This window comes from Paenibacillus sp. NPDC101420, assembly GCF_050277435.1.
Taxonomy (GTDB): Bacteria; Bacillota; Bacilli; order Paenibacillales; family Paenibacillaceae; genus Paenibacillus_AQ.
This window is the reverse complement of the sequence record NZ_JBNNSE010000007.1, coordinates 246408-269905: the sequence shown is the minus strand read 5'-3', so window position 1 is coordinate 269905 and position 23498 is coordinate 246408. Positions and strand designations below refer to the sequence as shown.

Genomic DNA, 23498 nt, shown 5'->3' with positions numbered 1-23498 from the left:
TAATGAAAACACTATACCTTGATTGCTTTTCAGGAATTAGCGGAGATATGTTCATTGGAGCACTTATCGATGCAGGGGCTGATCCAATCTATTTGAGAGAAGAGCTAAGAAAGCTACAAATTGAAGCTGAATACGAACTAAAGTGGGGTAAGATCGTTAAAAATGGCATTACTTGTACCAAGTTTGATGTGCTGTTGCAGAGTGAAGCGAACATAAGTTCTGGTGGTGAAAAAACCGCACTTTTACATGAACATAGCCACACAGATAAGCACGAACATGCACACACGCATGATCATCATGATCACAGTCACGATCATACCCACACACACGAGCATCACTCGCACGATCACGACCATAGCCATTCGGATGAAAATCACTCGCACGACCATAGCCATATGCACGTACAACATGATCACAGTCACGAACATAGTCACACCCACACGCACCACCACCATGATCACCGGTCGTATAAAGATATTGTTAAGTTAATTGAATCTGCTGGCTTTTCGGATCAGGTGAAAAATACAGCATTAAAAATTTTCAAGAAAATCGGAGAAGCCGAAGGGCTTATTCATGGAATCCCACTAGAGCAGGTGCATTTTCATGAAGTGGGTGCTGTAGATTCTATTATTGATATTGTTGGAGCGGCCATCCTGATTCATCAAATGGAGATTGAAACCATCAAGTCATCTCCAGTTCCAGTAGGCAAAGGGAAGATTCGCATTGATCATGGCATTTATCCGGTTCCAGCGCCCGCAACACTTGAAATGCTTAAAGGCATTCCATTGGAGCAATCGAATATCAGTGCAGAACTAACAACACCGACTGGAGCTGCCTTAATTGCGGTGCTCGTTCAGGAGTTTTGTTCCCTTCCATCGATGAACATTCAATCTATTGGATATGGAGCGGGTACCAAGACTTTCCCGGATCAACCCAATGCGTTAAGAGTTATTATTGGGGATTAGCACAAATATGAAAGGAGTAAGTCCATGAAATCTCAACGACCTCCTGATCATGAACATATAGATACAGACATGGTTAAAATGGAAGTGAATCTAGACGATATTCCCGGAGAATGGCTTGGTTATGTTATGGACTTGCTCTTTGAGAACGGGGCAAATGATGTATTTTATACACCTATCTATATGAAGAAAAACAGACCAGGAACACTACTACAACTCCTTTGTTCTTCTGAAAATGTAAGCGTTATGAAGGAGATTTTATTTGAAGAAACAACAACACTAGGCATTCGTTATTATCCCTTAATTGTACACCGTCTTGAAAGAACGTTTGAATCCGTTGAAACAGAGTGGGGAACCGTGACTATTAAAAAAGGGATATGTGCAGGTGAGGTTGTCCAGTGGGCGCCTGAGTTTGAGGAGTGCAAGCGCATAGCCCTTTTGCATGGTATTCCTTTAAAAAGGGTCTACGATCAAGTACGAAAGTCTAGCTGCATTTGAATGGTAGGAGGAAATTGAATTGGAATTTAGCTTATTGTCTGTGCTGTTTTTCGGATTTATTCTAGGGATCAAGCATTCTATAGAACCTGATCATATTATTGCGGTTTCTACTATGGTAGGCACAAATAAAAAATTATGGCGTTCAACTTTAACTGGAGTATTTTGGGGCATAGGTCATACTAGCACACTTTTTATTGTTGGAATGATTTTAGTGCTGTTAAAAGGTGAATTACCTGAAGTATGGGCGATGTCTTTAGAATTCCTCGTTGGCATCATGTTAGTGTATCTGGGGTTTAAAAGTATGGCGTCTATAAAAAAGTCAAACATTGAACCTCATACTCATGAGAGATCTCCATTAATTAAGATATTCATCATCGGATTCATTCATGGATTAGCTGGTAGTGCGGCGATGGTATTACTTACCCTCACGACGGTCTCCTCAATTTGGGAATGTGCCGTGTATATTTTGATATTTGGATTAGGTACGATTAGTGGCATGCTTATCTTTACGACAATTCTTGGCATTCCTTTTGTTTACAGTAAGAAGAATGTAGTGTTGAACCGCTCATTAACTCAGCTAGCTGGATCTATTAGTTTCATTTTTGGGATTTATTATATGTATAACCTCGGGGTTCGCGAAGGATTATTTCAATTGTGGTTAAATTAGATTCAAATTACGTAAAGTCTAAAGCCTGAGAAATCAGGCTTTTTTTGCATATATCTGTCTAGGACAACTGGGGTCCTACGGAATACAAATATATGGACACCTAAATGCGGAGGTGAAGCATGATGATCATTGAAAATTATACTTTAGCATCGTCCACATCCCATGCCACCCCTTATTACGTGATCAGAGGTGGGCTACCTGGTCCTGTGTTTATGGTGGTGTCCGGCATACACGGGAATGAAACGGCAAGCATTCGTGCGGCGAAAAACATCGTGAATCACTTAAGACAAGGAGAACTATATATTTACCGTGGTACGCTTATTATTGTTCCCCTCATGAATCAAAAAGCTTATCGCAAACGAATTCGGGGCGTGCCCGATTTGAACCGAACGTTTCCGCGTACTCGGAATGGAACTGCCAAACATCCCTTATCCGTAGCCTTGCTTCAATTAGTACGGCGTTATCGCCCCACCTGGTACCTTGATCTCCATGAAGCGAACGGTTTGTCTCAAAGAAATCCGAAACGCCTAGGTCAGTCTATTATTATTAAGCCGGGGAGCCAAGGTACGGTTACGGCAAGACGTATCATAAAAGACATTAATCGTACAATCGCTAATACTTCTTATCATTTTAATATCCGTTTACGAGAGCGCCCCGGGTCGTCACGTGCAGCCGTCTCCCGTATCATAGGAGCGAAGGCATTTACTGTGGAAACCTGCTGGAGTCTTGATCGTGACCTTCGTATTCGCTATCAGATAGACATTGTTAGTCGCTTTTTAAGAAGTGCTGGATTGATGTGATGATGATTAGATACGCTGTATGCCAAGCAAGCTGACCCTTAGTTCATAGGAATCGGCTTGTTTTGTGTGGATTTGAAAGATCATTGACAACAATGAGTATAGTGTATATATTATATATATACATTGAATACACATAAACTAGGAGTGAGGGCACGAGTTCATGAACATATTGATATCCAACACTTCCGGTGAACCCATCTATGCACAGATTGTAAGTCAGATCCGCCAGATGATCCTGCAAGGAGAGTTAGTCTCAGGTACGCCTTTACCTTCTATTCGACTGTTAGCCAAAGAGCTGCAGATTAGCGTAATTACAACAAAACGAGCTTACGAAGAACTGGAGAGAGAAGGGCTTATCAATTCCATTGTGGGAAAAGGCTCTTTTGTTTCTGGTGCGGATCAGGAGTTTATTCGTGAACAACGGTTACGGATCATGGAGAACAAAATGAAGGAGATTATCGACGAGAGTAAAATGTTAGGGATTGATTTTGCTGAGTTCAGTGAGATGTTGAAACTGCTGTATGAGGAGGAGACAGAATGAACGATGTCATTCAATTGAATCAAATATCTAAAAAATATGGCCATTTTAGCCTATGCGAACTTACGTTCGGTATTAAGGAAGGGTATATAACGGGGCTAATTGGACCCAATGGGGCAGGGAAAACAACTTTAATTAAAATGATGATGGGTATGGTACAACCGGACCAAGGAAATATCGAGATTTTCGGCAAAGAAACAACCATAAAGAATGCAAAGTACAAAGAGCGAATTGGGTATGTTTCCGATGAGAACTACTTTTACGATCAATTAACCATCGATCAGATGAGTAAGATGATTGCTCCCTTTTATAGTCAGTGGGATAAAGAGACTTATAGGAAATACATAGAGATGTTTAAGCTTTCCCCGCGGAAAAAGATTAAAGAACTCTCTAAAGGGATGAAAATGAAGTATTCGCTCGCCATTGCTTTATCGCACGGTGCAGACCTGCTCATCATGGACGAACCTACTGCGGGTCTTGATCCCATATTCCGAAGAGAACTGCTTGATCTGCTTAGTGAGCATATCCAGGATGAGAAGAAATCTATTCTTTTCTCCACGCATAACACGACTGATTTAGACCGGATAGCGGATTATATTGTTTTTGTGAATGAGGGGAGGTTAGTTTTTAATGAGATGAAAGAATCTCTCCCTAATAAATATATGCTGGTAAAAGGCAACAAGGAGTTGCTTGATCGGGATGTGCGGAAGTGTTTCATTGGGATTAGAGAGACGGAAGTTGGTTTCGAGGGTCTTCTGAACAATCGCTCTGAGGGCGAACGATTCTTTAGAGATCATGCCATATGCGAGACACCTACTCTGGAAGAAATCATGTATTTTACGGTAAAGGGAAACGCTTTGTATGTTTAATCTCTTGCTGTTAATTCGGAAAGACATTATTCTCCTGCGGAATTTCATCCCTTTATTTCTCTTGAGTATTTTGTTTGTTGCATATGTACAATTGGATAGCTCCAGTATGTTTGCTACCTTTCAATCTTTACTACTGCTCGTATACTCCTGTTCAATGGATGCACAGAATAACAACACAAAGTTTGTTATAGGACTGCCAGTAAGTCGGCAAGAGATTGTTTTGGCTAAATACTTATCACTGATTCCTTATAGTTTCATCGGTTTGGTTTGCTCTTTTGCTTTGTTTCTAATTTCCTTTTCATTTGGATATTCCATTAGCCCAGTGTATTGGATAGGGGTATCTTTAACGTTACTTATGATTCCTTTGACTGCGTCTATTTATCTGCCGATTCATTATTGGCTTGGATACAAAAACTATTACTTCAATATCTTTTTTAATGTAGTTATTACGATAACCACCATAAACGCTGGATCTTCACTCTCACATTCATCAGTTTTCTCAAAAATAACCCATTTAAAGCTGCAGGATCATCTGGTGCAGATAGGTTTGATAGGGATCTTTTATCTATTCATCTTGTACTTCTCATATAAGATTTCACTACGATTGTTTAGCAGGGAAGAGTTATAAGCTAAGGAGGACTTATAGTGTATCATTCATTTTATCTTATTCAAAAAGACTTCATTCTTTTGCGTAAATTTCTGATGCTGCTCATCCCTTTCTTTATTTTTATAGCTTACTCGAACTATCATAGCTTCAGTTTATTTACGCTAATGCCACCCATGCTGTTGTTGATAAGCTCCTGTTCTATGGATACTCAGCAGATGACGCAACGGTTTCTCGTTAATCTTCCTGTGCGGAGACAAGAGCTTGTCCGTGCTAAATACTTCTCAATCCTTCCGTATGCTCTTGTTGGGCTGGCAGCAACTGCTTTTACCTATCTCCTGATTATTATGACAGGTAAAGAGGTAACCCCTCATTTTTGGCAAGAGGTTGGTATTGCGATATCTATTTTCCCACTCCTCGCTATGCTTTATTTACCGATTCATTACTGGTTAGGGGCTAAAGGAACGCAAGTGGTTAATCTCGTATTTATGATGATTATAATGGTTGGTCCGAACGTGATCGGCAGCTTGCTTCAATGGTTTCCTGACCTAGAGAACTGGCATAGCTTTGGCGTGAAGCCTAGCTTTATTCCTTATATCATACTAGGACTCGCTTACGTGTTTTTACTCAGCTGTTCTTATCTCATTTCTTTGCGGATTTTTGAGAAGAAGGATCTCTGATGCTAATAATTTGAGATTTAGATTGAATTCATATACCATTATCTCTACAAAGATAAATACTGTAGGGGAAGGGTATACATCCAATGCCTAAAATGATTTATAGTTTTCGTACAAAAATGATTATGCTGCTGATGGCCAGTATGCTAGTATCCGGTGGGATAACCTTTTTAATCTATAAGGCGCTCCAGCGATATTATCACTCTGAGGTGAAATTTGAGAATCCACTAACCAAAGTTCGCTATGTAATAAGAGATATTGGAGATGTGAATACATTTTTAATTATCTTTATACCACTAGCCATTCTATTTTTCTTCTTATTCACTAAGCCGTATGCAAAATACTTCAAAGAAATCTCAAAGGGGATTCATCAACTAGCGTCAGGTGATTTCTCTGAACGAGTAGATATACCCTCCAAAGATGAATTTGGAATGATTGGTCATGATCTCAATCTAGCCATTGAGAATATGCAAGAAGCCATTGAGCGGGGAGACATTGCCGAGAGCAGTAAAGATCAACTCGTGTTGAACCTGGCGCATGATTTGCGTACACCCCTAACCTCGGTTATTGGTTATTTGGATTTTATTTTGAAAGACAATCAGTTAACTCCTGAACAGACCAGGCATTATACGACGATTGCTTATACTAAATCTCAACGTTTAGAAAAATTGATTGATGAGCTGTTTGAAATTACAAGAATGAATTACGGCAAGCTTAAGCTTGAGAAATCCTCGATTGATCTCAGTGAGCTTCTCTTACAATTAAATGAAGAATTATATCCAGTCTTTGAGAAAAATGGCCTAACCTCCAGATTGGATATGACACAACCTCTGATGATTTACGGTGACGGGGAATTGTTAGCTCGTGTATTTGAGAACCTTCTTACGAATGCGGCCCGATACGGAAACGATGGTCAATTTATTGATATTCACGGTTACTTGGACGCTAACGAGGTAATCGTTGAAGTAATTAACTATGGGAATTGTATTGAGCCGGAAGAGCTGCCACGAATTTTTGATATGTTTTACACGGGTGATCGTGCACGAACACATCCAACAGGAAGTACGGGACTTGGCTTGTTTATTACTAAAAATATAGTAGAGCAGCATAATGGAACCGTATCTGCGCAAAGCAGTGTGGTGCGGACAATCTTTGAAGTGAGACTCCCGAGAAACAGTAATTGAAGACCATTTCTATATGATGAAGTACCAACCTAAAGAGGATTCGTTGGTGGGTGATATCTAAAAATCGTCCACCTTTGAAATCCTCTTAAAAACATGATATAATTAGCATGCTAATTAATTTGTAAGGTGGTTCGGGGGAAAAATCTGTGATTGAAGATGAGATAAGAGAACTACTGGATAGAATTTCAGCGGAAATGCGTAGAGATTATGCAGCATTGCTTAGAGAATTTAATCTTCATGTGGGCCAAGAACAGTTATTATGCCGGTTATGGAGATCAGATGGAATGACACAGATCCAGTTAAGCGAAAGTCTGAATTGTGAGCCTCCAACTATTACGAATATGGTGAAATCACTTGAGAGTCATGGGTTTGTTGTTCGAAAAAGAGATCCTGAAGATGGCAGAGTAAGCCGAGTGTATCTAACTCCAGCCGGACGTAATCTTTGTGAACCTGTGGAACGTATATGGAATAAGCAATTGGATAAATTATTAACAGGAATTTTACCCGAAGAACGTTTATTATTAAGAAGGCTTATGAAACAGATGGTTGTAAATTTATTAGCAAGCTAATCAAAACTTAGAAAAGAGGAACATAGATGATTACCAGTTTGACTCGTATTAATGAACTAGCCAGGAAAGAACGTGAAGAAGGTCTGACAAAAAGTGAATGGGTGGAACAGATCGCTTTGCGTGAAGATTATCTGCGTGAAATTCGTGGACAAGTTCGTAACAGTCTATCGGGAGTAACGATTGTAGATCCTGAGGGAAATGATGTTACGCCTGAAAAAATTCGTTTATCGCGTAAAGAAACTTTGAACTAATATTATCTAATGAAGTGAATTTACACCTTTAGAATATCGTTGAATGGTCTTATGGGCTAATCAGCGAATATCTAAAGGTGTTTTTTTATGATATCAAATGGACGAAAGTGGAATCATATTTATAAAAGTTATCTTAACGGAAGCTTAATTTGATTTCGTTAGCTGATGCTGAAAGTTAAGGTTCACTTAAACTTGTGTTTCACAGGATCTAAGACTGGATTGTTAGAATGAAATGGACAGAAGAGAAGATATAAATATGTGGGGAGCGGGAATTACATGATGAAAAAGACATTTTTCTTTTTACTGAAAGCAATAGGAGTTATAGTCATAGCCATAGCGCTTTTTCTAGCCATTGTTTTTACTGTTAATGTGATCTGCAACAAAATCGAGAAAGGAAAAATTGAACCCTATGGTCAGCTTGTACCTGTAGATGGAAAAAAAATGAACGTCACGATTCAAGGAAATGGTGAAGAGACGGTAGTATTATTACCAGGATATGGAACTTCAGCGCCGGGTATTGATTTTAAGCCGCTTGTAGACGAGTTATCTCCATTTTACAAAGTGGTTGTGATTGAGCCATTTGGCTATGGATTAAGTGATATCACCGAAAAAGAACGAAGTACTGAAAATATAGTGAGTGAGTTACATGAAAGTTTACAACAATTAAATATAGACCGTTATATTCTGATGGGACACTCCATATCCGGAATTTATGCTCTAGACTATGTAAACAAATACAAAAACGAAGTTAGTGTATTCGTAGGGATCGACAGCAGTGTTCCGGCACAAGGAGCCGGCGATGAACTTCCAACAGCAGCCTTAAAATCACTTAAACAATCAGGTTTCTACAGATTGCTGGTTAAACTCTCGCCTGATCAAATCATTGCACCCGATGTTGATGATGAAACGAAAGAGCAAAATAGAATGCTTTCGCTTAAAAACATGATGAATCCGAACATCATCAACGAAGCAGATCATTTCTCAAGCAACTTCAAAGCCGCAGAAAACTTAAAGTTCCCTAAAGAACTTCCCGTGATGTTCTTCTTAGTAAAAGATAATTCGGATGTTGAGGGCTGGGCAGCTTTACATGAAGAACAGATCAAAGATTCCTTGCATGGGAAGATGATGATGTTTGAAGGCGATCATTATTTACACCATACTAAATCGAAAGAAATCGTGGGGAATTTCAGAAGCTTCATGAGTGAAATAAAATAAGAGTGAATGAGAAAACGTCGAACGATTCATATAGTGAATCATTTGACGTTTTTTTATGGATTAAAGTACGATTCACCAGCGTGATTCTAAAAAAAATGATTGATCAATGCAATTGTGGGCACTCTATATCCTAATCTTTACTATAGGAAGGACTACAATAGCATGTGCGGAATAGCAGGAATCTTAAAGTGTAATGGACAACCCCCGCAAGAAGGAACCTTAAAACAAATGACAGGTGCAATGAATCACCGAGGTCCTAATCATGAAGGCGTATGGCTCGATTCTCGAATTGGGCTCGGTTTTCGTAGGTTATCCGTTATAGATTTACGTGATGGAAATCAACCGATGACGAATGAAGATCGTTCCCTTTGGATTGTTTTTAATGGTGAAATCTATAATTATAAAACACTACGAGATCAGCTTAAGTTAAAGGGACATCACTTTCAAACGCAATCAGATACAGAAGTCATTGTGCATTTATATGAGGAATACGGTAAGGACTGTGTCCATTATTTACGAGGAATGTTTAGTTTTGCGATTTGGGATGTTAAGGAACAGACGCTTTTTGCTGCCAGAGATCATTTTGGCATCAAGCCTTTTTATTATTACAAAGATGAGAATAACCTTTTATTTGCTTCGGAAATTAAAAGCATTCTTGCAGTTCACGGAGTACCAAGAAAGCTTCAGTATCAAAGTTTATTTAGCTACTTAACTTTTCAGTATGTGCCGCAACCGGATACGATGTTTGAACATATTCATAAATTAGGACCTGCAGAGCGAGTATTTGTTAACGCTGAAGGTGAAATGAAGATCGAGAAATATTGGGAACCCCATTTTCATCCGGTAAAACGATCTTTAGCGGACTATGCGGAAGAAATTAAGTGGAAATTGAAAGAGTCTGTAAACCTTCATTTACAAAGTGATGTGAATAGAGGGTGTTTTTTGTCCAGTGGAATTGACTCCACAGCTATAGCTGCAATGATGAAAGCAGAAGAATCCACAAAGACCTTTTCGATTGGATTTGAAGGGGTAAACAATGAAACCATCATTGCAAATCAAACGGCAGCTAAACTGGGAACGGATCATTATTTTCACATTTTATCTACAGAAGACTTTTTTGAGAGTATTCCGAAAACGGTATGGCATCTTGATGAGCCTGTCGCGGATCCTTCCGCCATTGCTCTTTATCATCTAAATCAGCTTGCAAAAGATCATGTCACTGTTGTCCTATCAGGGGAAGGCGCTGATGAATTATTCGGAGGATACCGGATCTATAGAGAGCCAGATGCATTAAGACCCATTTCATGGATGCCCAATTTCATAAAGGATTCGTTACGAAAATCATTGTCTATATATCCATATCATTTTTATGGGAAAAACTATTTACTTCGGGGGCTGACACCTTTAGAGGAACGCTTTTTCGGTAATGCTAATATCTTTAACAAAAGCGGAAAGATGAACTTGCTCCACGAATCGGTACACGCTCAAAACAGCTTTTTACATCCCACGGATATCGTTAAGCCTTTTTATGATAAGACAGTGCACCTAGATCCTACGACAAGAATGCAGTTTATTGATATGAATTTTTGGTTGCCTGGCGATATTTTGTCAAAAGCAGATAAGCTGTCTATGGCACATTCATTGGAATTAAGAGTCCCGTTTTTAGATAAAGAGGTTTTTGAAACGGCTAGTAAAATTCCAGTCTCCAATCGGATTGGCAAAAATACAACAAAACTCGCTTTCCGTAAAGCTATGGAAGGAATTGTTCCTGATGCTATTGTGAATCGCCCGAAATTAGGATTTCCCGTACCGATTCGTGATTGGCTTAAGACCCCGATTTCAGATATAATGTTTGAGCAAATACGCTATAGTGGTATTGAAGAAATATTCAATATGAATATCATCGAAGAAATGTTTATCCAGCATCGGAGTAATAAAGGTGATTATTCGCGTAGAATCTGGCTAATTTACATTTTTTCAGTGTGGTACACGCTTTTTATGAAAGAAGATCTGAAGGAATTAAAGAGTGCCGTGCTGTAATGGGGGAGAGATCGCTTGAACATTGAGGAATATGCATGGAATAAACATGAGCAGCAAATAAAATCAACTAACGAATTTACTTACAGTAGTCCTAAGATAAAGATTGTAGACAATAATGAATTAAGAAATCAACTTGAAGAGACACTTGAAAAATTACCGCAGAAGTTCCTGGCCAAATGGGCTTTGAGCGTTGCTGTTGAACACCTGGATCATCTGGATTAACATCTTATAAATGACCCGCGAATTAATTTAGGGATAGAAACGCTAGAAAAACGTATAGCTGGTGGTATCAGAGCCTTTGACTTAAGAAAAGTTGGATTCATAGTCAATGAATTAGCGAAAGAGTCCACAACCGAAGCAAGTAAGTATGCTGCTCGTTCTTTTGCACAAGCCATTGCAACTGGACATATGAGAGGACACGCTATGGTAAGCAGTGACTACGCCGTTAAAATGGTAAACATATCCAATAATTTCTCAGTGGCCGAGGCTGCCACTAAAGAACGGGAAAGACAATTAAGGATAGCTAAAGAAATGTTTTAAAATTGAAGCTATAAGACTGACGTGTATGAAGATACTGATATAAGTTAATTAATGGTAATAATTAGATTTTTTATTTAAGAGGTACGTAAAGAGCAATCAACAATAAACATATTAAATATAACCACACAGAGTTTAATCCGAGATTCTGATACACTTTAAAGTTTAATACTCGTTAGAGACATATCAATTTCTAAAAAGAGATTCGATTGTTCATGAAAGGGAAGCTATTATGAACAATTTTGAATATTGTATAGATATCAATTATGGACGGCTAATTGGCTTTAGTATGGTTTAAATTGGCTTGCTTCATTAATTTATATACTACTTCCTCACAAAACCCGTATTTTGTACATATGTCTATGAGTTGGAAAAGGCCCTGTTTGGTTCCAATTTTCATCAAAATCGTGTTAATAGCTAAAAGTATGGCAAACATAGAAATTCACCCCCCATTCTATTAGATAAAATTCAGTACATTCTACTGAAATGACCTCTTTCTCAAACAAAAAAATATAAAACGGCGACATTGATTACATCAAAAACTTTGTAAGGCATGAGCACTACACTTTAGTCTTAATTATAAAAAAACTGCATGTTTTCTTTATTTCAAGAATGTTTATCCGTTACTATTTTTATGATCCTTGATCCATTGTAACCAATAAGAAAACTCACATGCTAAATGCAATTGATGCGATTCTATAAGTCTAGTAGGACAAAGCGCTGGGAACTCAACAACAAGACTTACTTCTATCCCAGTATTGGTATCTTTGAATTGATGACGAACCCCACCCATAATAGTACCGTCTTTCATACGGGCAACACCTGCTGATTGGTACTGATAAGAGTTATCTCTAGGTGTTTTTAATCCTGTTTCGTCATCAAAGACAATGAAGAATTGAACAGGAAACGGGGAATTACCAGTAGTTTCAATGACCTCCAGTTCGTTTTCTCCGAAAGGTCTTAATACATAATGATCAGGACAAGCTGATAGATTTACTTTATCATTCTCGCGTGATTGCTTTAGCATTAAACTATCAATTCCCTTTATAGCTTCTTCTGCCGAAATGCCCTCTAAATAGATACCTGTTTTTGAAAATTTCCGTCTATCTCCAGATAAAGCAGCACAGACACGCATAATCATTCCACTCAATCTAAGTTTAGATTTCAATTTATCGTACATTTCGTTATAGGAATATCTCATCTTTAGTTCAGCTAACTTTTTTATCATGGCGTCTGTATCATTTATTTCAGGCTCATTATGTCCTAATGTATTTAAAACCTTTTTTATACGTTCTCTTTTCCATTTTGTAAGTTGTTCCTGTGAAATATCGTTTCCGTTAATATAAATTTTCATATGAATTCTCCTGTATTCTTATGTTTTGGATCGTATCGTAGTGTGGTTAATATTAGATTAACGATCTCTTTCTTAATATCAAGATTTAAATCAATCTCCGAATGGGCAATACTACTAAGGCCATATAAAATATATCCAGAAGTTAACGATGCGTTGGCAGTGTGGAAAATCCCTATTTTCATCCCATCTTCAATTACCTGTTGAAATAGCGGGTGTATTTGCTTGTATAATTTCTTCTCGAGTTGGAAGTGTTGTTCTGTCTGATAAGAACTCACATGTTTATATGGTGCTAGTTTTTCAATAAATGTCCAAAATATCTCTAGAGAATCTTTCATTTTTTGCATAACGGTCAATTCATTTGAATTAAGTGCTTGTTGAATTTTTTCTACATTTTTCACAATGAAATTATTCAAAATCTCATTAACAAACTCTTCTTTAGATTTAAAGTAGTAATAAAATAAGCCGGTTGCAACACCCGCATGATTAACGACATCCTTTATGCTAAATCCTCCCATACCATTTTTCATATAAAGTTCAAAGCCAATATCCATTAATTCTTGGCGTCTTAGATCAGGTTCTTTTGATATTCTCTTCATTGTCCATCTCCCAATGTAATTTTTATCGCGACTGAATATGATTCAATCATAACTGACTGAATGTAGTTCAGTCAATAAAAACTGTTGCCAATCCATGCCGGGATTAGTAGCTCTGCCCATCGCATATCTCGTATCTAATCTCCCGATCAGAAACTTACTCCTCGTACAACCGTTCAAATCTGTGGACTGTCAAAGAACTACTTACCTTGTGAACTAGAAATCCGGCTATAAAGTCTCTCTAGATACTTTGTAAGTATCAGTAAGTACAATCACCGCTACAATGTAGGTGACTTTATGTCAAAATCCCAAAATGTAGGCACTTTGGTGTCCTTGGACATCGGAAGACAAGAACATATTCCCTTATAGGACAAGAACTTTGTCCCTTTGCCGATTCCCCCACTTTTTCCGGCATATAAAATCCACCCATATAAATGAGTTGATCAATAACCATGTTTTCTTACAAAATTAACGAGATTGGTCCCTGACTTCGGTCATTCCGCCCACCTACGTGTCCGAAGCAACCAGGTCCGTGGCGCACAGCATCTTGCCACGCCGCCGGTACCAATTTACGCAGTTCCCGGTAGTTGTAGATTTCCCCGTTAAAAATAAGTGATACTTCGCCCGGCTCATTGTGCATCGGCTGCGAACCTTGAATTCATATGATTTACTTGGGAAGGGTATCACTTCAAGTCATCCATGAATAGGCTGTTGTAATAAATTGAATAATGGAGGTATCCCGGATGACCTTTGGGAACGAATATCCAAACAGCCAGGCTGATCCATCCGTATCCCCTTACTTTACCCGTTACAATCCTTTCCCTTACTCTCATTACTACCATCTCTTCCGTTCAGAAAGCAGTCTGGCAGATATACCCTCAGATAGCGAAAACACCAAAAAAGAACTTATAAATGGTTATATGAACGAAAATTTATGCAGCGGTCAGGGGATTAAGCTAAATACCGGGATAGAAGTAGGCGGTAAACACGGCATTGGTTTAAATGCTGGCGGGAATTTAGCCTTAGGTAGCATGGGTATGTATGCGGGCGGCCATATGGGCACTCCTTCATATGGAATCCATGCGCAAGGCAATACTCATCTGGACAGCAGCCAGGGTCTAGGGCTCAATGCGGAAGCCCAGGCCTTCGGCAATTACGGGATTGCGGCTCAGGCAAAAAGCCAAATAGGTGGCGGTCAAGTGGCAGGTTTTCATACGGGGGCGCAGGTCGGAGGAGAGTACGGTATGAGTGCTGATGCCGAAGGACACTTGGGGTTCAGTCAAGGCGCGGGACTCCAAACCCATTTACAGCTTGGCGGCGAAAATGGTCTCGGAGCCCAGGCCAAGGCACAACTCGGCGGCGGCCAAGGAGCAGGCTTAGGTGTTGCCGGACAGGTAGGCAAATATAATGGAAAGTTAGGACTTAAAATCGGCGGTAAGGACAAAGAAACCAAGGAGTAAAAGTTGCCACAACATTAAGTATTTAACCTTTCATTAGACATCCATTTAATGAAATAGGTAATTATTTTCAAGCTCATTTTATGAATACCAAATCGGTAATAGGACCATGTTCCTGTCCATTAACGGCTAAAGGATCAAGTTCCTGTCTGGAGTAAAGGACAAGAACTTGATCCCTTAAAATACAAAAACCGCGCGGGGCTCGGGTTCCAATGGGACTATGTTCTTATCCCCTGACAAATATATACAGATGTAAGCTCACTAATCTTTCTTCCGGAATCCTCCGTCTGTTCTTCAATCAAGACTTTCATCAGAAACTCGTACCAGACTTTAAGTGAGCATGATCATCTACAGTCATTTTGTTACCCTCCAAATTTTTGTTTTATTAACTTGCTTCGAGTAAGACTATTGAGTTAAAATCCTCAAGTTGCAATGCTTCTTTATCTATTCTTGGAGGAAATGAGTACATAATGTAAGATGCCACCTAGTCAAATTAAATCATAGTATCTCTGTGTTCCCTGACCATATTAAATGATCTATTTGTAAAAAATTTCCCCTACTTATGATACGGTTCACCCGTAACGGGGCTAGCGGCGAAAAAAGTAAAAGGAGCTGCCGCGGCATGCTCCTTCGCTTAACGATCTTAATGCTTCGATCATCTTCTCAAGGTTTTGTGACGTGGTATGCAAATTTGTAAATGATCTTCACACAGGTAGCCTCCCTATCTTCAAGCTTGTTCCGCTGCCTTTAGCAATCGAAGCAACAGCTCCTTACGCGGTTCCTGCGCCTTTCGAGCCAATGCAGCCAGCTTCTCCGCCTTGCCTAAAATCGGGTACAGCACTCGTTCGGCCTCGTAATTCGGTAAAGCCTCGACATGCTGCACCAATAGCGATAGCTTGTCTTCACTTTCCAGTTCAGGCTGAATCCTCAGCTTCAGCGAATCATGAGAGCAACGCAGGCAAGCGACCAAGGCGGGCATCGAGCGTTCGGTTATGCCATGGGTCTCGGCGAAAACAGCCGTGAACTTGTCCTGCACCAGCTGATGCTCCTCGTCTACAAGGGCCATATAGGTTTCTACCAACGGAAAATAGCGCTCGTCCGTGAGTCCCAGCCCGAATACGGCATAACTGCCTGGCATGACGCTTTTCTCACCTTCTGTATCCTCGTACCACACAAACTCTTCCATCGCCTCACGAGCGTATTCCTCCAATAACGGATACAGCTCGGAATAGGCCAGTGCATTCGCGAAAAAACGATGCGTATCCGATTTGGCAAGTCCTTTAATGGGTAATGCCTCTCTCACGCTGGATTTTAGCTTGATTTTGTAGCTTTTTGGGAAACCCTTCCGGAGTAGGGAGAGAATAAATGAAATCGCCCTTTCGTACGCCCCAGCCTCTTCTTTACGAATAACGACCGTAATGATGGAAAACACATCGTTAGCCTTGCATTCAGTCAACTCGTCACGCAGATGAACGTCTTCTCGTGCGAAGGTGTCGCTACCTTCCTTCAACATGCGTCCGGCTTTGCCGCTGCCCAGCTGCCTCGCAAGCTCCAGAAAAGTCATGCCCTTGGCTTTACTGGAGCTTGGCTCGTAACGAAGAATCATCACAGCGCCGTACAATAGCAGATCGATAGGCTGGTTCGGCTCATCCATATGATTGAGATCCGTATCCGGCTTGATTCCATTTTCATTGGTTCTGTATTTGGAAAGGGTAACATCATAGTGACGTGGCAGGAATACTTCCTCGGCCCAGTGGGTTAAAGCTCGAATGATATCGCTTCGATGCTCCCTCAGCGCTTGCACCCGTTCTTTATTCAATGCCTGAATCCGGTCAAATATAGCAATCGTCCGTCCGATGTCCGGTTCGTTGAACAAATACGGGTCCAACAGATGGCGTGTCAAAAAGAAAGTTTCTAGCGGCTTTGTCGGGTAAGCGCCCTTCACCAGTTTTTGCTCGATATAGGACTCAACCCGCTCCAGAAGCTGCCGCTTTTTCTCTTCATAAACGATGTCAAACACCGTGAATCTCACGGGCCCGTCTGCCGTTGCGAATCTTCCCTTCAAGGTAAACCGGTAGTCGATAAGGGCCGTCGTATGCAACTTGTCCAGCTTCTCCCTTACGATGCTCGTCAACCGGGGCTGCACCTCATGCAAGACCTCCTCCTGCGTAAAAGGAGACGCCTTCATCGACTTGCGCCCTGAAGCATTCCTTCCAAAATCCGAACTGCCAACGCTAGTCCTACCCGGTCGATAATCCAGCACAATGTCGTTAAAAATGCCCACTTGCAGCGTGGTACGCTTGACAGCGCCCTCCACGTCCTTTCGTTTCTCTTGTTCCTCAAACCACTCATAAATTGCCGCTTTCATCTCTTCCAGTGCTTCTTCCTGTAGTGCGTTCATGGTCTCCCGCCTTTCCACATGTTTCTTCGCTCATCGCATCCAAAATATCGGTTTTTTTCCCTTCGGAAAATTCTCTATCCTTGCGATTTCCGAGTAGCCAGCAGTAACAATTCCAACCCACCGACATTTTCAGCTCTACACCAATTGCAATCCATTTATCGGCTACTTCTGGCGCAATATCCGTTTCTGCCAAAGTCACTGCTACCACAAAATCGCCCGTGATCACTCCTGCTTAATAAATAGCGTCGTAATTCCCTGTAGCATAGAGCAGCCAAGGTTGCTCCTCATTAAATCACTTATATATCACCTAGCTTTATCCCCGCTATTCAACCTGTTATGTACATGAAAAGTTACCTTTGTCCCTGTACCTAACGTACTTGTGATATGGAGTCCTGTTCCAAAGTGCCGTTTTAATCGCAGATCAGTATTAATCAATCCGACGCCTGAACGACTATCTGCTTTCCTTTCAAATATTCGTTGCAATTGGACCCCATCTATTCCGTCCCCATCATCTTCAACGGTTATCTCTGCATGCGTCTCATAGACAGAAATCCGAATAAGAATCGTTCCTCCACGATTGCGCTTCATTATGCCATGTCTTATCGCATTTTCAACGAGAGGCTGGATCGTAAGAAATGGGACTTTTATATCCCCACGGTCATCTGTCTCCCAAATAACCTGTAACCTTTCTTCAAACCGAACCTTTTCAATATATAGATAAGAACGTACTAGACTTAACTCCTCTTCGATCGGAACAAGCCTATCCATGTTTTGAAATTCAAATTTATTCCTCAGAAAATTGCTGAATTCATCGAGCAAATTACGCATCTTATCCAAATTAATATCACTTAAAGCTGTTACAGCATTCAACGCATTAAATATAAAATGAGGCTGGATTTGCGCTTGCAGCCATGCAGCTTCTAATCGCAGTTGTTCTCGAACGGATTGTTTAATCGTAGCTAACGCCTCAATCCGCGATTTTATTTCTATTGCTTCCACTGGCTTCGTCACATAATCGTTTGCCCCAGCTATAAAACCGCTCTGAATATCTTTCGGTTGGCTTCTTGCGGTAAGGAGCAGTACAGGGAGCTCCGTGAGTGTAAACCGCTCACGAATCATTCGTGTCAGCTCATAACCGGACATCTGTGGCATCATGATATCGGAGATGACCAGATCCCATTCCTTAGTGTCCAGTACAGCTAATGCCTCTTTACCGCTCGTTACCATCGTTAAATCATATTCGTCTGGTGGTAGTATGGCTTCAAGTACTTGAAGGTTGACAGGATCATCATCAACAACTAATAGAATCGGACGTTCACGATTCATTTCTATTAAAGTTGCTTGATTCGTAGCTGGCGGAATCTTCACTTTTTCCATATACACTGAGGAGGCTATTTCTTGAATCGGGATGGATTGGAATGGTTCAAATGAGTTAGTCAAATCATCCTCTTCCTCTACTTCCAAACCTGCTAGCCTTAATGAAAATGTGAATTTTGAGCCCTCTCCTAAAACAGAGGACACTACTAACGTACCTCCATGAAGCTCAACCAGTTGCTTGCTTATACTTAAACCCAACCCAAAGCCACCATCAATCATAGTCTCATTCGTGCTGGCTTGCTCGTACGGACGGAATAGGCGCTTAAGCATGTTCTCATCCATTCCGATCCCGGTATCAGCAATAACAATATAGGCTCGTCCATCTTTTACAAAAGCTTGAATCGAAATGACCCCATCATTCGTATATTTCACAGCATTATGAAGTAAATTGAAAACGATTTGAACAACCCGGTTCTCATCCGCATATATTGGCGGAAAATCTTCAGGAATTTGATTTGCAATTTTTACAGGCTTCACATCTGCATTTAATTGCAGCATATCAAGTACTCCGGTCACAATTGGCTGAATAAATATGACTCTTTTGTGTATACGCGGATTTCCTTCCCGTAAACTCATCACATCAATCAAATCGTCTAATATCAATGTCATTCGACGTCCTACAGATAAAACCGTTTCAAGCTCTTTGATACTCCTTTCCTGCAACAAATGCCGCTCCCTTTTTAAAACGGATTGTGACATATTAAGAATACTATGAAGCGGATTTTTAAATTCATGAGAAGTATTTGCTAGGAATTGATCTTTATGGTCATTCATCCTTTGCAATGTTGTCGCAAGCTCTTTCGTGTTCGCATGCATGATAAAATAATCTTTAAACCATACAGAGGCTAAACAAGCTATCGCAATAATCATATCGAACGGATAGTAGACAAGACTCAAACCGCTATCCAGCAAGATTAACGACCAAAGAGCATAGTTCATCAACGCAAGAAAAGAGATAAGCAGTAAAAGATTGCTCTTTAAATCTTTAATTACTTTTTTAAACATCGTAATCAGCGTTATAACTGCAGCAGTACCACCTAATACATAATAAATAGGGAAGAGCATGATCACCTGAGTTGGATTTAAAAACAACGTGATGCCGGCAGTCCCTAGATTCATTATTTTATAGACAGGGTACATCCTACGCCAATATGGAAGCTCGCGATGATTCGTACACTGGAGCAAAGCATAGGCTGCAATAACGAAAGCAATATTAGTCAGCCTAAAATCCCAATCAATTCCAATGTAAAATAACTGATGGAACAACTTCTCATCCGTACTAAAGACACTCGTGATCGTTACACATAATGCAAGCAAACTAAAATAAAGCAGCTTCTTTTCTCTATTTCCTATTAAATACAAAATAAGTGCATAGACAGCGTGCATAATAAAAATAATCGCTGCCAAAAACTGCATAAAAATGGAAGCCTTCATCTCTTTGGCAATGGCTTCTTCTGAACCGAATTTTATGGATCGGACAATGCCCCCGCTTCGACTATCCACATAATTTGCAGCCTGAATCACGAGTTCGATTACACCGTTGTCATCTGCTGTAAAGGTTGTAGAATAAGGTAGGTCCTTCGAAATATATTCATCCTTTGTTGTCGCCACCTGTCCGGATTTAGTAAGTAATCGACCGTTTACATATAATTCTGATGCAGTGCGTACACTGGGTACACGAATACTATAATTAAGATGCTTCGCCGGGTCTACATAAAGAAGCAAACGATAAGAGCCATACCCGTATGGAGATGGCTTGTCAGCATGCAAAACTTCACTCCATCCTCCCGGTACCTGAATGTGCCTTGGCGCATTATCGCCTAACAATTGTTGCCGATTACCATCTATCAACCATTGCGAGGGATAAAACTCCCATTCCCCATCAAGTAAGTGAATGCTGCCATCTTCTGCATTCCAATTGCGTAAATCGAATTGCCCATTATGAATTGACGCCTGTTTGGGATATTGAAACGTTTCCATCCATAAAATGCGAAAACCGGTTAAAACAACTAATATGAAAACTAGCAATAATATTATATAGCTCTTTTTAATTTGATATTTGGATGAGTGAGTTTCCACGAAATATTTCTCCCCTAGTCATTTTCTTCTAAGTCATTTAAATAAGTACTCTCCATAATTTACCACAGATAATACAGGAGAAACGGACGATAAAGACATCTTTATGTCTATTATATAGAAATACACAAAGTTTGATATGTAATCGCTTCACTTATTAAATTATAACAACCTCCTCTTACTTTTTGCCAACCATACATCGACATATATTTCAAGACCAATTCATTCTCCATAGCTAATGCTTTATTCGAATCAACTAATTGAGAATCTTTGCTTTTTGCTAATTCAAATTTGCGCTTCTCACAAAATATATTTTCACGTTCGATATATACTACCATTGTGAACCTATAATAAATCCAGTCATGTCACTTAATATTCACCAAGAAGCCTCACCTGTTTTATATGATAAGCAATTTACTAAGATAATCATTCACTTATATCCATTCTTCCAAGATAAAAAACCCATATCGACCCTAGTTATAGGGTGATATGGGCGCCTGCCTTGAGATGTTATTTTTTAATTGCAGCTTTCAGAATTTCGATCTTCTCTTGTCGTGATAGATCCGATGAGGTTGAAATGCTATATCCAAATTTACCGCCATCTTGCCAAAAAACGTATTTCGGGAAAACATTAGCCGGTAAATCATCGTCAAAAAATCCATTATTCTTAGTTCCATCGGCGTCCACAGTATACTTCGTAATCGCAAGCGTATCTTTCCCGTTCGTGTATTCCAGGCGAATATCGTCGGCTTCTTTCCAGTCCATTTTTTTCGTGAAGACCGGTTTGCCGCTCTTCTTCCCTTCAGCTCTCAAATCATCGATGAACTTGCCTCCCAAGGGTCCTCCGATTCTCGCTTTGGAGAAAGTGTAGCCTTCTGGCAGGTTGGAAGGCTCTTGCAAGACAGCGCCTTTTAAGGTTGCTGCTTTCTGAAGATATTCATCGAAGGAAGCATATTCCTTCGTCAGCCCCCAATAGCTAAGATCAAGTCCGCTGTTCAACGCTTTATATTTATGATAGATAACATACGTGTCACCCGTCTCTTTAACCAATTCCTTCACGCGATTGATTTCATCGTCGATATATTTTTTATCCTCTGCTGGAAGTGCCTTAGCTGCATCCGCCGCTAGTTTATTCATTTTATCCATTTCTTGCTTATACAACGCACGGTCTACCTTAGATCCATTGAATTCCTCAGGATAGGTGATATCTAATTGACGATCCCCAGCTTCTGATTGTGCCGAAACAGCTATCGTTGCGTTCCCATCATCTTTTTCTTTGGCATTGACCAGCGTCACGCTGCCAAGCGCGAGAATGATTGTCATCCCTAAGATAGAAAGGCGATATGATTTTTTATTGAATTGTTTGATCATGATAAGTCTCCTTTTCATTTGTTTATGTGTCGCAGATAGGCCGGCAAGTCCCGGCAGGCGATGGTCTCCCGAGAAATGTTCCAACACTTGGATGATCGTCTGCCCATACGCATTATTTTGCTGTGGTCTCATTCGATCCAGCACGAAGGCATCACAGGCCATCTCTTGATCTTGTCGCGCTCTGTTCACTGCAAGCCATACAAGTGGGTTGAACCAATGGAGAATCAGAACCAAGTGCATGATCCAATTCACGGCTACATCCCTGCGACGGACATGAGCGAACTCATGCGCCAAGATATACTGAAGCTGTCCTTCATGCAGCGACATCAGTAGACTTGGAGAGATGACGACTGTCGGCTTACAAAACCCAACGACGGCCGGACCGGGAATACGCTCGCTGGAAACAAATTCAACTTTGCGCTTCACGCCGAGCTGCTGCCGTGTATCATGGAACAAGGCCAATAACAAAGGCGTTTCTATACGGCTACCAGCGCGCAGGGCATGTTGCAATCGCAGCTGATCGTATATGGTTTTCGCGACGAGAAGCAGTACACCCGTAAGCCAGATCAGTACCAAGACTGGAACAAAGCCCATCGATGTAATTTCATTCCACCAGAAATGGTTCTCCGGCTTGCTTTCCGATGTATCCGTGGGTGCGGTTAATTCCGTTATCCCAACGACAATTCCATATTTCTCCGCCACAGAACCCTTTACGTGTTCTCCTGTCTCGCTTGCACTTATCGATGGATCTTGCATTTGCTGGTGAATGCCAGGCATGAAGGATTCCAGAGACAATACATTATAAAGGCTAAGAGAAGACTCTGGTGCCCAAGGAAGCAGCAAGCGGATCGCCACGGGTATCCAGAGCAAATATTTCCATCTGGCTTCCAGTTTGTTTTGGAATAAGAATTGCAGAATCAAGATCAGCATGACCAAAATGCCTGCCATGAACGATCCCTGGATCACCCAGCCGAAGAATGACACAACAGTTTCGTATAAGCTTGGACTCATTTAGATTCTCTCTTTTCTAGTTCCCCAATTCTGCCGCTATTGTCGAATAACGTCTTCAAATCCTCAATTTCCTGCATATTCAGCTTCTCATCTTGGAGGAAATTAGCCAACATCGGCATAATGGAACCACCATACATCTTCTCCATGAAAGAAGTAGTCTCGGAACGCTGATATTCTTGCTCGCTGAACCGAGGATAAAATAATTGCATACGCCTCGAACTCTGCTCCAGCTTCACGCCCGCCGCTTCCTTCTGTACCAGTCGGCTAAGAAGCGTTCGGGTCGTATTCGGGCTCCAGCCCATTCGATCCGTCATTTGTTGAACAACTTCACTAGAATAGCAATCTGGATTTAGCCACAATACCCGCAAAATTTCGAGCTCTGCATCCGTTATGGATGGTATTCGGTTCATATATACAACCTCCAAATCTAACTTGCGCAGAATGCAT

Annotated in this window: 21 protein-coding genes and 2 pseudogenes; 15 read left to right on the top strand and 8 right to left on the bottom strand. The window is 40.6% G+C overall.

What is annotated here, in order from left to right:
• Positions 1 to 2 precede the first annotated feature (2 nt).
• The 14 genes and pseudogenes from larC to ACQKMP_RS25525 all read left to right on the top strand — a co-directional run bounded on the left by larC (position 3) and on the right by ACQKMP_RS25525 (position 11414).
• Positions 3 to 1460: pseudogene (larC, locus tag ACQKMP_RS25590) on the top strand (nickel pincer cofactor biosynthesis protein LarC).
• Positions 1461 to 1479: 19 nt separating this feature from the next.
• The gene (locus tag ACQKMP_RS25585; RefSeq protein WP_042188508.1) at positions 1480 to 2127 is read left to right on the top strand and encodes a HupE/UreJ family protein; all 648 of its coding nucleotides are present in this window, start codon (positions 1480 to 1482) and stop codon (positions 2125 to 2127) included.
• Between the two features lie 122 nt (positions 2128 to 2249).
• The gene (locus tag ACQKMP_RS25580) at positions 2250 to 2927 is read left to right on the top strand and encodes a deacylase (protein ID WP_427471751.1); all 678 of its coding nucleotides are present in this window, start codon (positions 2250 to 2252) and stop codon (positions 2925 to 2927) included.
• A 160-nt stretch (positions 2928 to 3087) separates the two neighbouring features.
• Entirely contained in the window at positions 3088 to 3468 is a 381-nt protein-coding gene (locus tag ACQKMP_RS25575) for a GntR family transcriptional regulator (RefSeq protein WP_042188506.1), read from the top strand.
• Positions 3465 to 4334, top strand: a complete 870-nt coding sequence (locus ACQKMP_RS25570) for an ABC transporter ATP-binding protein (RefSeq protein WP_427471714.1) — start codon at positions 3465 to 3467, stop codon at positions 4332 to 4334. The genes ACQKMP_RS25575 and ACQKMP_RS25570 overlap by 4 nt, the downstream gene beginning before the upstream one ends.
• Positions 4327 to 4962 carry an ABC-2 transporter permease gene (locus tag ACQKMP_RS25565; RefSeq protein WP_427471712.1) on the top strand — a complete coding sequence of 212 codons (636 nt, stop codon included), beginning with the start codon at positions 4327 to 4329 and terminating at the stop codon, positions 4960 to 4962. The genes ACQKMP_RS25570 and ACQKMP_RS25565 overlap by 8 nt, the downstream gene beginning before the upstream one ends.
• Before the next feature lie 17 nt (positions 4963 to 4979).
• Positions 4980 to 5618 carry an ABC-2 transporter permease gene (locus ACQKMP_RS25560; protein ID WP_427471710.1) on the top strand — a complete coding sequence of 213 codons (639 nt, stop codon included), beginning with the start codon at positions 4980 to 4982 and terminating at the stop codon, positions 5616 to 5618.
• Positions 5619 to 5701: 83 nt separating this feature from the next.
• A complete protein-coding gene (locus tag ACQKMP_RS25555) occupies positions 5702 to 6799 on the top strand; it encodes an ATP-binding protein (RefSeq protein WP_427471708.1) in 1098 nt (365 codons plus the stop codon).
• Between the two features lie 146 nt (positions 6800 to 6945).
• Positions 6946 to 7368 carry a MarR family winged helix-turn-helix transcriptional regulator gene (locus ACQKMP_RS25550; protein ID WP_231573276.1) on the top strand — a complete coding sequence of 141 codons (423 nt, stop codon included), beginning with the start codon at positions 6946 to 6948 and terminating at the stop codon, positions 7366 to 7368.
• A 26-nt stretch (positions 7369 to 7394) separates the two neighbouring features.
• Complete coding sequence (locus ACQKMP_RS25545; RefSeq protein ID WP_042188496.1) at positions 7395 to 7619, top strand: DUF896 domain-containing protein; 225 nt, start codon at positions 7395 to 7397, stop codon at positions 7617 to 7619.
• A 276-nt stretch (positions 7620 to 7895) separates the two neighbouring features.
• Positions 7896 to 8834: an alpha/beta fold hydrolase gene (locus tag ACQKMP_RS25540; protein WP_427471705.1), complete on the top strand. Its 939-nt coding sequence runs from the start codon at positions 7896 to 7898 to the stop codon at positions 8832 to 8834.
• A 162-nt stretch (positions 8835 to 8996) separates the two neighbouring features.
• On the top strand, positions 8997 to 10874 hold the full coding sequence (gene asnB, locus ACQKMP_RS25535) for an asparagine synthase (glutamine-hydrolyzing) (RefSeq protein WP_427471703.1): 1878 nt from the start codon (positions 8997 to 8999) through the stop codon (positions 10872 to 10874).
• Between the two features lie 15 nt (positions 10875 to 10889).
• A complete protein-coding gene (locus ACQKMP_RS25530; RefSeq protein WP_427471701.1) occupies positions 10890 to 11096 on the top strand; it encodes a hypothetical protein in 207 nt (68 codons plus the stop codon).
• Positions 11097 to 11102: 6 nt separating this feature from the next.
• A complete protein-coding gene (locus ACQKMP_RS25525; protein ID WP_427471749.1) occupies positions 11103 to 11414 on the top strand; it encodes a putative immunity protein in 312 nt (103 codons plus the stop codon).
• 613 nt (positions 11415 to 12027) lie between these two features.
• Here the strand turns inward: ACQKMP_RS25525 and ACQKMP_RS25520 are convergent.
• The 3 genes from ACQKMP_RS25520 to ACQKMP_RS25510 all read right to left on the bottom strand — a co-directional run bounded on the left by ACQKMP_RS25520 (position 12028) and on the right by ACQKMP_RS25510 (position 14016).
• Positions 12028 to 12765: a hypothetical protein gene (locus ACQKMP_RS25520; protein ID WP_427471699.1), complete on the bottom strand. Its 738-nt coding sequence runs from the start codon at positions 12763 to 12765 to the stop codon at positions 12028 to 12030.
• Complete coding sequence (locus tag ACQKMP_RS25515; RefSeq protein WP_379424191.1) at positions 12762 to 13361, bottom strand: TetR/AcrR family transcriptional regulator; 600 nt, start codon at positions 13359 to 13361, stop codon at positions 12762 to 12764. Before ACQKMP_RS25515 ends, ACQKMP_RS25520 begins: the two co-directional genes overlap by 4 nt.
• Before the next feature lie 457 nt (positions 13362 to 13818).
• Positions 13819 to 14016 (bottom strand): hypothetical protein, encoded by a 198-nt coding sequence (locus ACQKMP_RS25510; RefSeq protein ID WP_269321845.1) that lies wholly within the window; start codon positions 14014 to 14016, stop codon positions 13819 to 13821.
• An 85-nt stretch (positions 14017 to 14101) separates the two neighbouring features.
• Here ACQKMP_RS25510 and ACQKMP_RS25505 point away from each other — a divergent pair, with 85 nt between their 5' ends.
• Positions 14102 to 14818: a hypothetical protein gene (locus tag ACQKMP_RS25505; RefSeq protein WP_042188484.1), complete on the top strand. Its 717-nt coding sequence runs from the start codon at positions 14102 to 14104 to the stop codon at positions 14816 to 14818.
• A gap of 724 nt (positions 14819 to 15542) precedes the next feature.
• Here ACQKMP_RS25505 and ACQKMP_RS25500 read toward each other — a convergent pair.
• The 5 genes and pseudogenes from ACQKMP_RS25500 to ACQKMP_RS25480 all read right to left on the bottom strand — a co-directional run bounded on the left by ACQKMP_RS25500 (position 15543) and on the right by ACQKMP_RS25480 (position 23461).
• Complete coding sequence (locus tag ACQKMP_RS25500; protein WP_427471696.1) at positions 15543 to 17216, bottom strand: DUF6138 family protein; 1674 nt, start codon at positions 17214 to 17216, stop codon at positions 15543 to 15545.
• Between the two features lie 25 nt (positions 17217 to 17241).
• Positions 17242 to 17430: pseudogene (locus ACQKMP_RS25495) on the bottom strand (DNA alkylation repair protein); the annotation flags it as partial.
• Positions 17431 to 17519: 89 nt separating this feature from the next.
• Positions 17520 to 20672, bottom strand: a complete 3153-nt coding sequence (locus ACQKMP_RS25490; protein WP_427471694.1) for an ATP-binding protein — start codon at positions 20670 to 20672, stop codon at positions 17520 to 17522.
• 507 nt (positions 20673 to 21179) lie between these two features.
• Entirely contained in the window at positions 21180 to 23051 is a 1872-nt protein-coding gene (locus tag ACQKMP_RS25485) for a M56 family metallopeptidase (RefSeq protein WP_427471692.1), read from the bottom strand.
• Positions 23048 to 23461 carry a BlaI/MecI/CopY family transcriptional regulator gene (locus tag ACQKMP_RS25480; RefSeq protein ID WP_427471690.1) on the bottom strand — a complete coding sequence of 138 codons (414 nt, stop codon included), beginning with the start codon at positions 23459 to 23461 and terminating at the stop codon, positions 23048 to 23050. The genes ACQKMP_RS25485 and ACQKMP_RS25480 overlap by 4 nt, the downstream gene beginning before the upstream one ends.
• Positions 23462 to 23498 lie beyond the last annotated feature (37 nt).

Bases quoted from the DNA above. Each gene is read 5' to 3' on its own strand.
- ACQKMP_RS25580 (WP_427471751.1), top strand. From the start codon at position 2,250: ATGATCATTGAAAATTATACTTTAGCATCGTCCACATCCCATGCCACC.
- ACQKMP_RS25515 (WP_379424191.1), bottom strand. From the start codon at position 13,361: ATGAAGAGAATATCAAAAGAACCTGATCTAAGACGCCAAGAATTAATG.
- ACQKMP_RS25575 (WP_042188506.1), top strand. From the start codon at position 3,088: ATGAACATATTGATATCCAACACTTCCGGTGAACCCATCTATGCACAG.
- ACQKMP_RS25480 (WP_427471690.1), bottom strand. From the start codon at position 23,461: ATGAACCGAATACCATCCATAACGGATGCAGAGCTCGAAATTTTGCGG.
- ACQKMP_RS25555 (WP_427471708.1), top strand. From the start codon at position 5,702: ATGCCTAAAATGATTTATAGTTTTCGTACAAAAATGATTATGCTGCTG.
- ACQKMP_RS25520 (WP_427471699.1), bottom strand. From the start codon at position 12,765: ATGAAAATTTATATTAACGGAAACGATATTTCACAGGAACAACTTACA.
- ACQKMP_RS25485 (WP_427471692.1), bottom strand. From the start codon at position 23,051: ATGAGTCCAAGCTTATACGAAACTGTTGTGTCATTCTTCGGCTGGGTG.
- ACQKMP_RS25540 (WP_427471705.1), top strand. From the start codon at position 7,896: ATGATGAAAAAGACATTTTTCTTTTTACTGAAAGCAATAGGAGTTATA.
- ACQKMP_RS25565 (WP_427471712.1), top strand. From the start codon at position 4,327: ATGTTTAATCTCTTGCTGTTAATTCGGAAAGACATTATTCTCCTGCGG.
- ACQKMP_RS25500 (WP_427471696.1), bottom strand. From the start codon at position 17,216: ATGAACGCACTACAGGAAGAAGCACTGGAAGAGATGAAAGCGGCAATT.
- ACQKMP_RS25505 (WP_042188484.1), top strand. From the start codon at position 14,102: ATGACCTTTGGGAACGAATATCCAAACAGCCAGGCTGATCCATCCGTA.
- ACQKMP_RS25545 (WP_042188496.1), top strand. From the start codon at position 7,395: ATGATTACCAGTTTGACTCGTATTAATGAACTAGCCAGGAAAGAACGT.
- ACQKMP_RS25570 (WP_427471714.1), top strand. From the start codon at position 3,465: ATGAACGATGTCATTCAATTGAATCAAATATCTAAAAAATATGGCCAT.
- asnB (WP_427471703.1), top strand. From the start codon at position 8,997: ATGTGCGGAATAGCAGGAATCTTAAAGTGTAATGGACAACCCCCGCAA.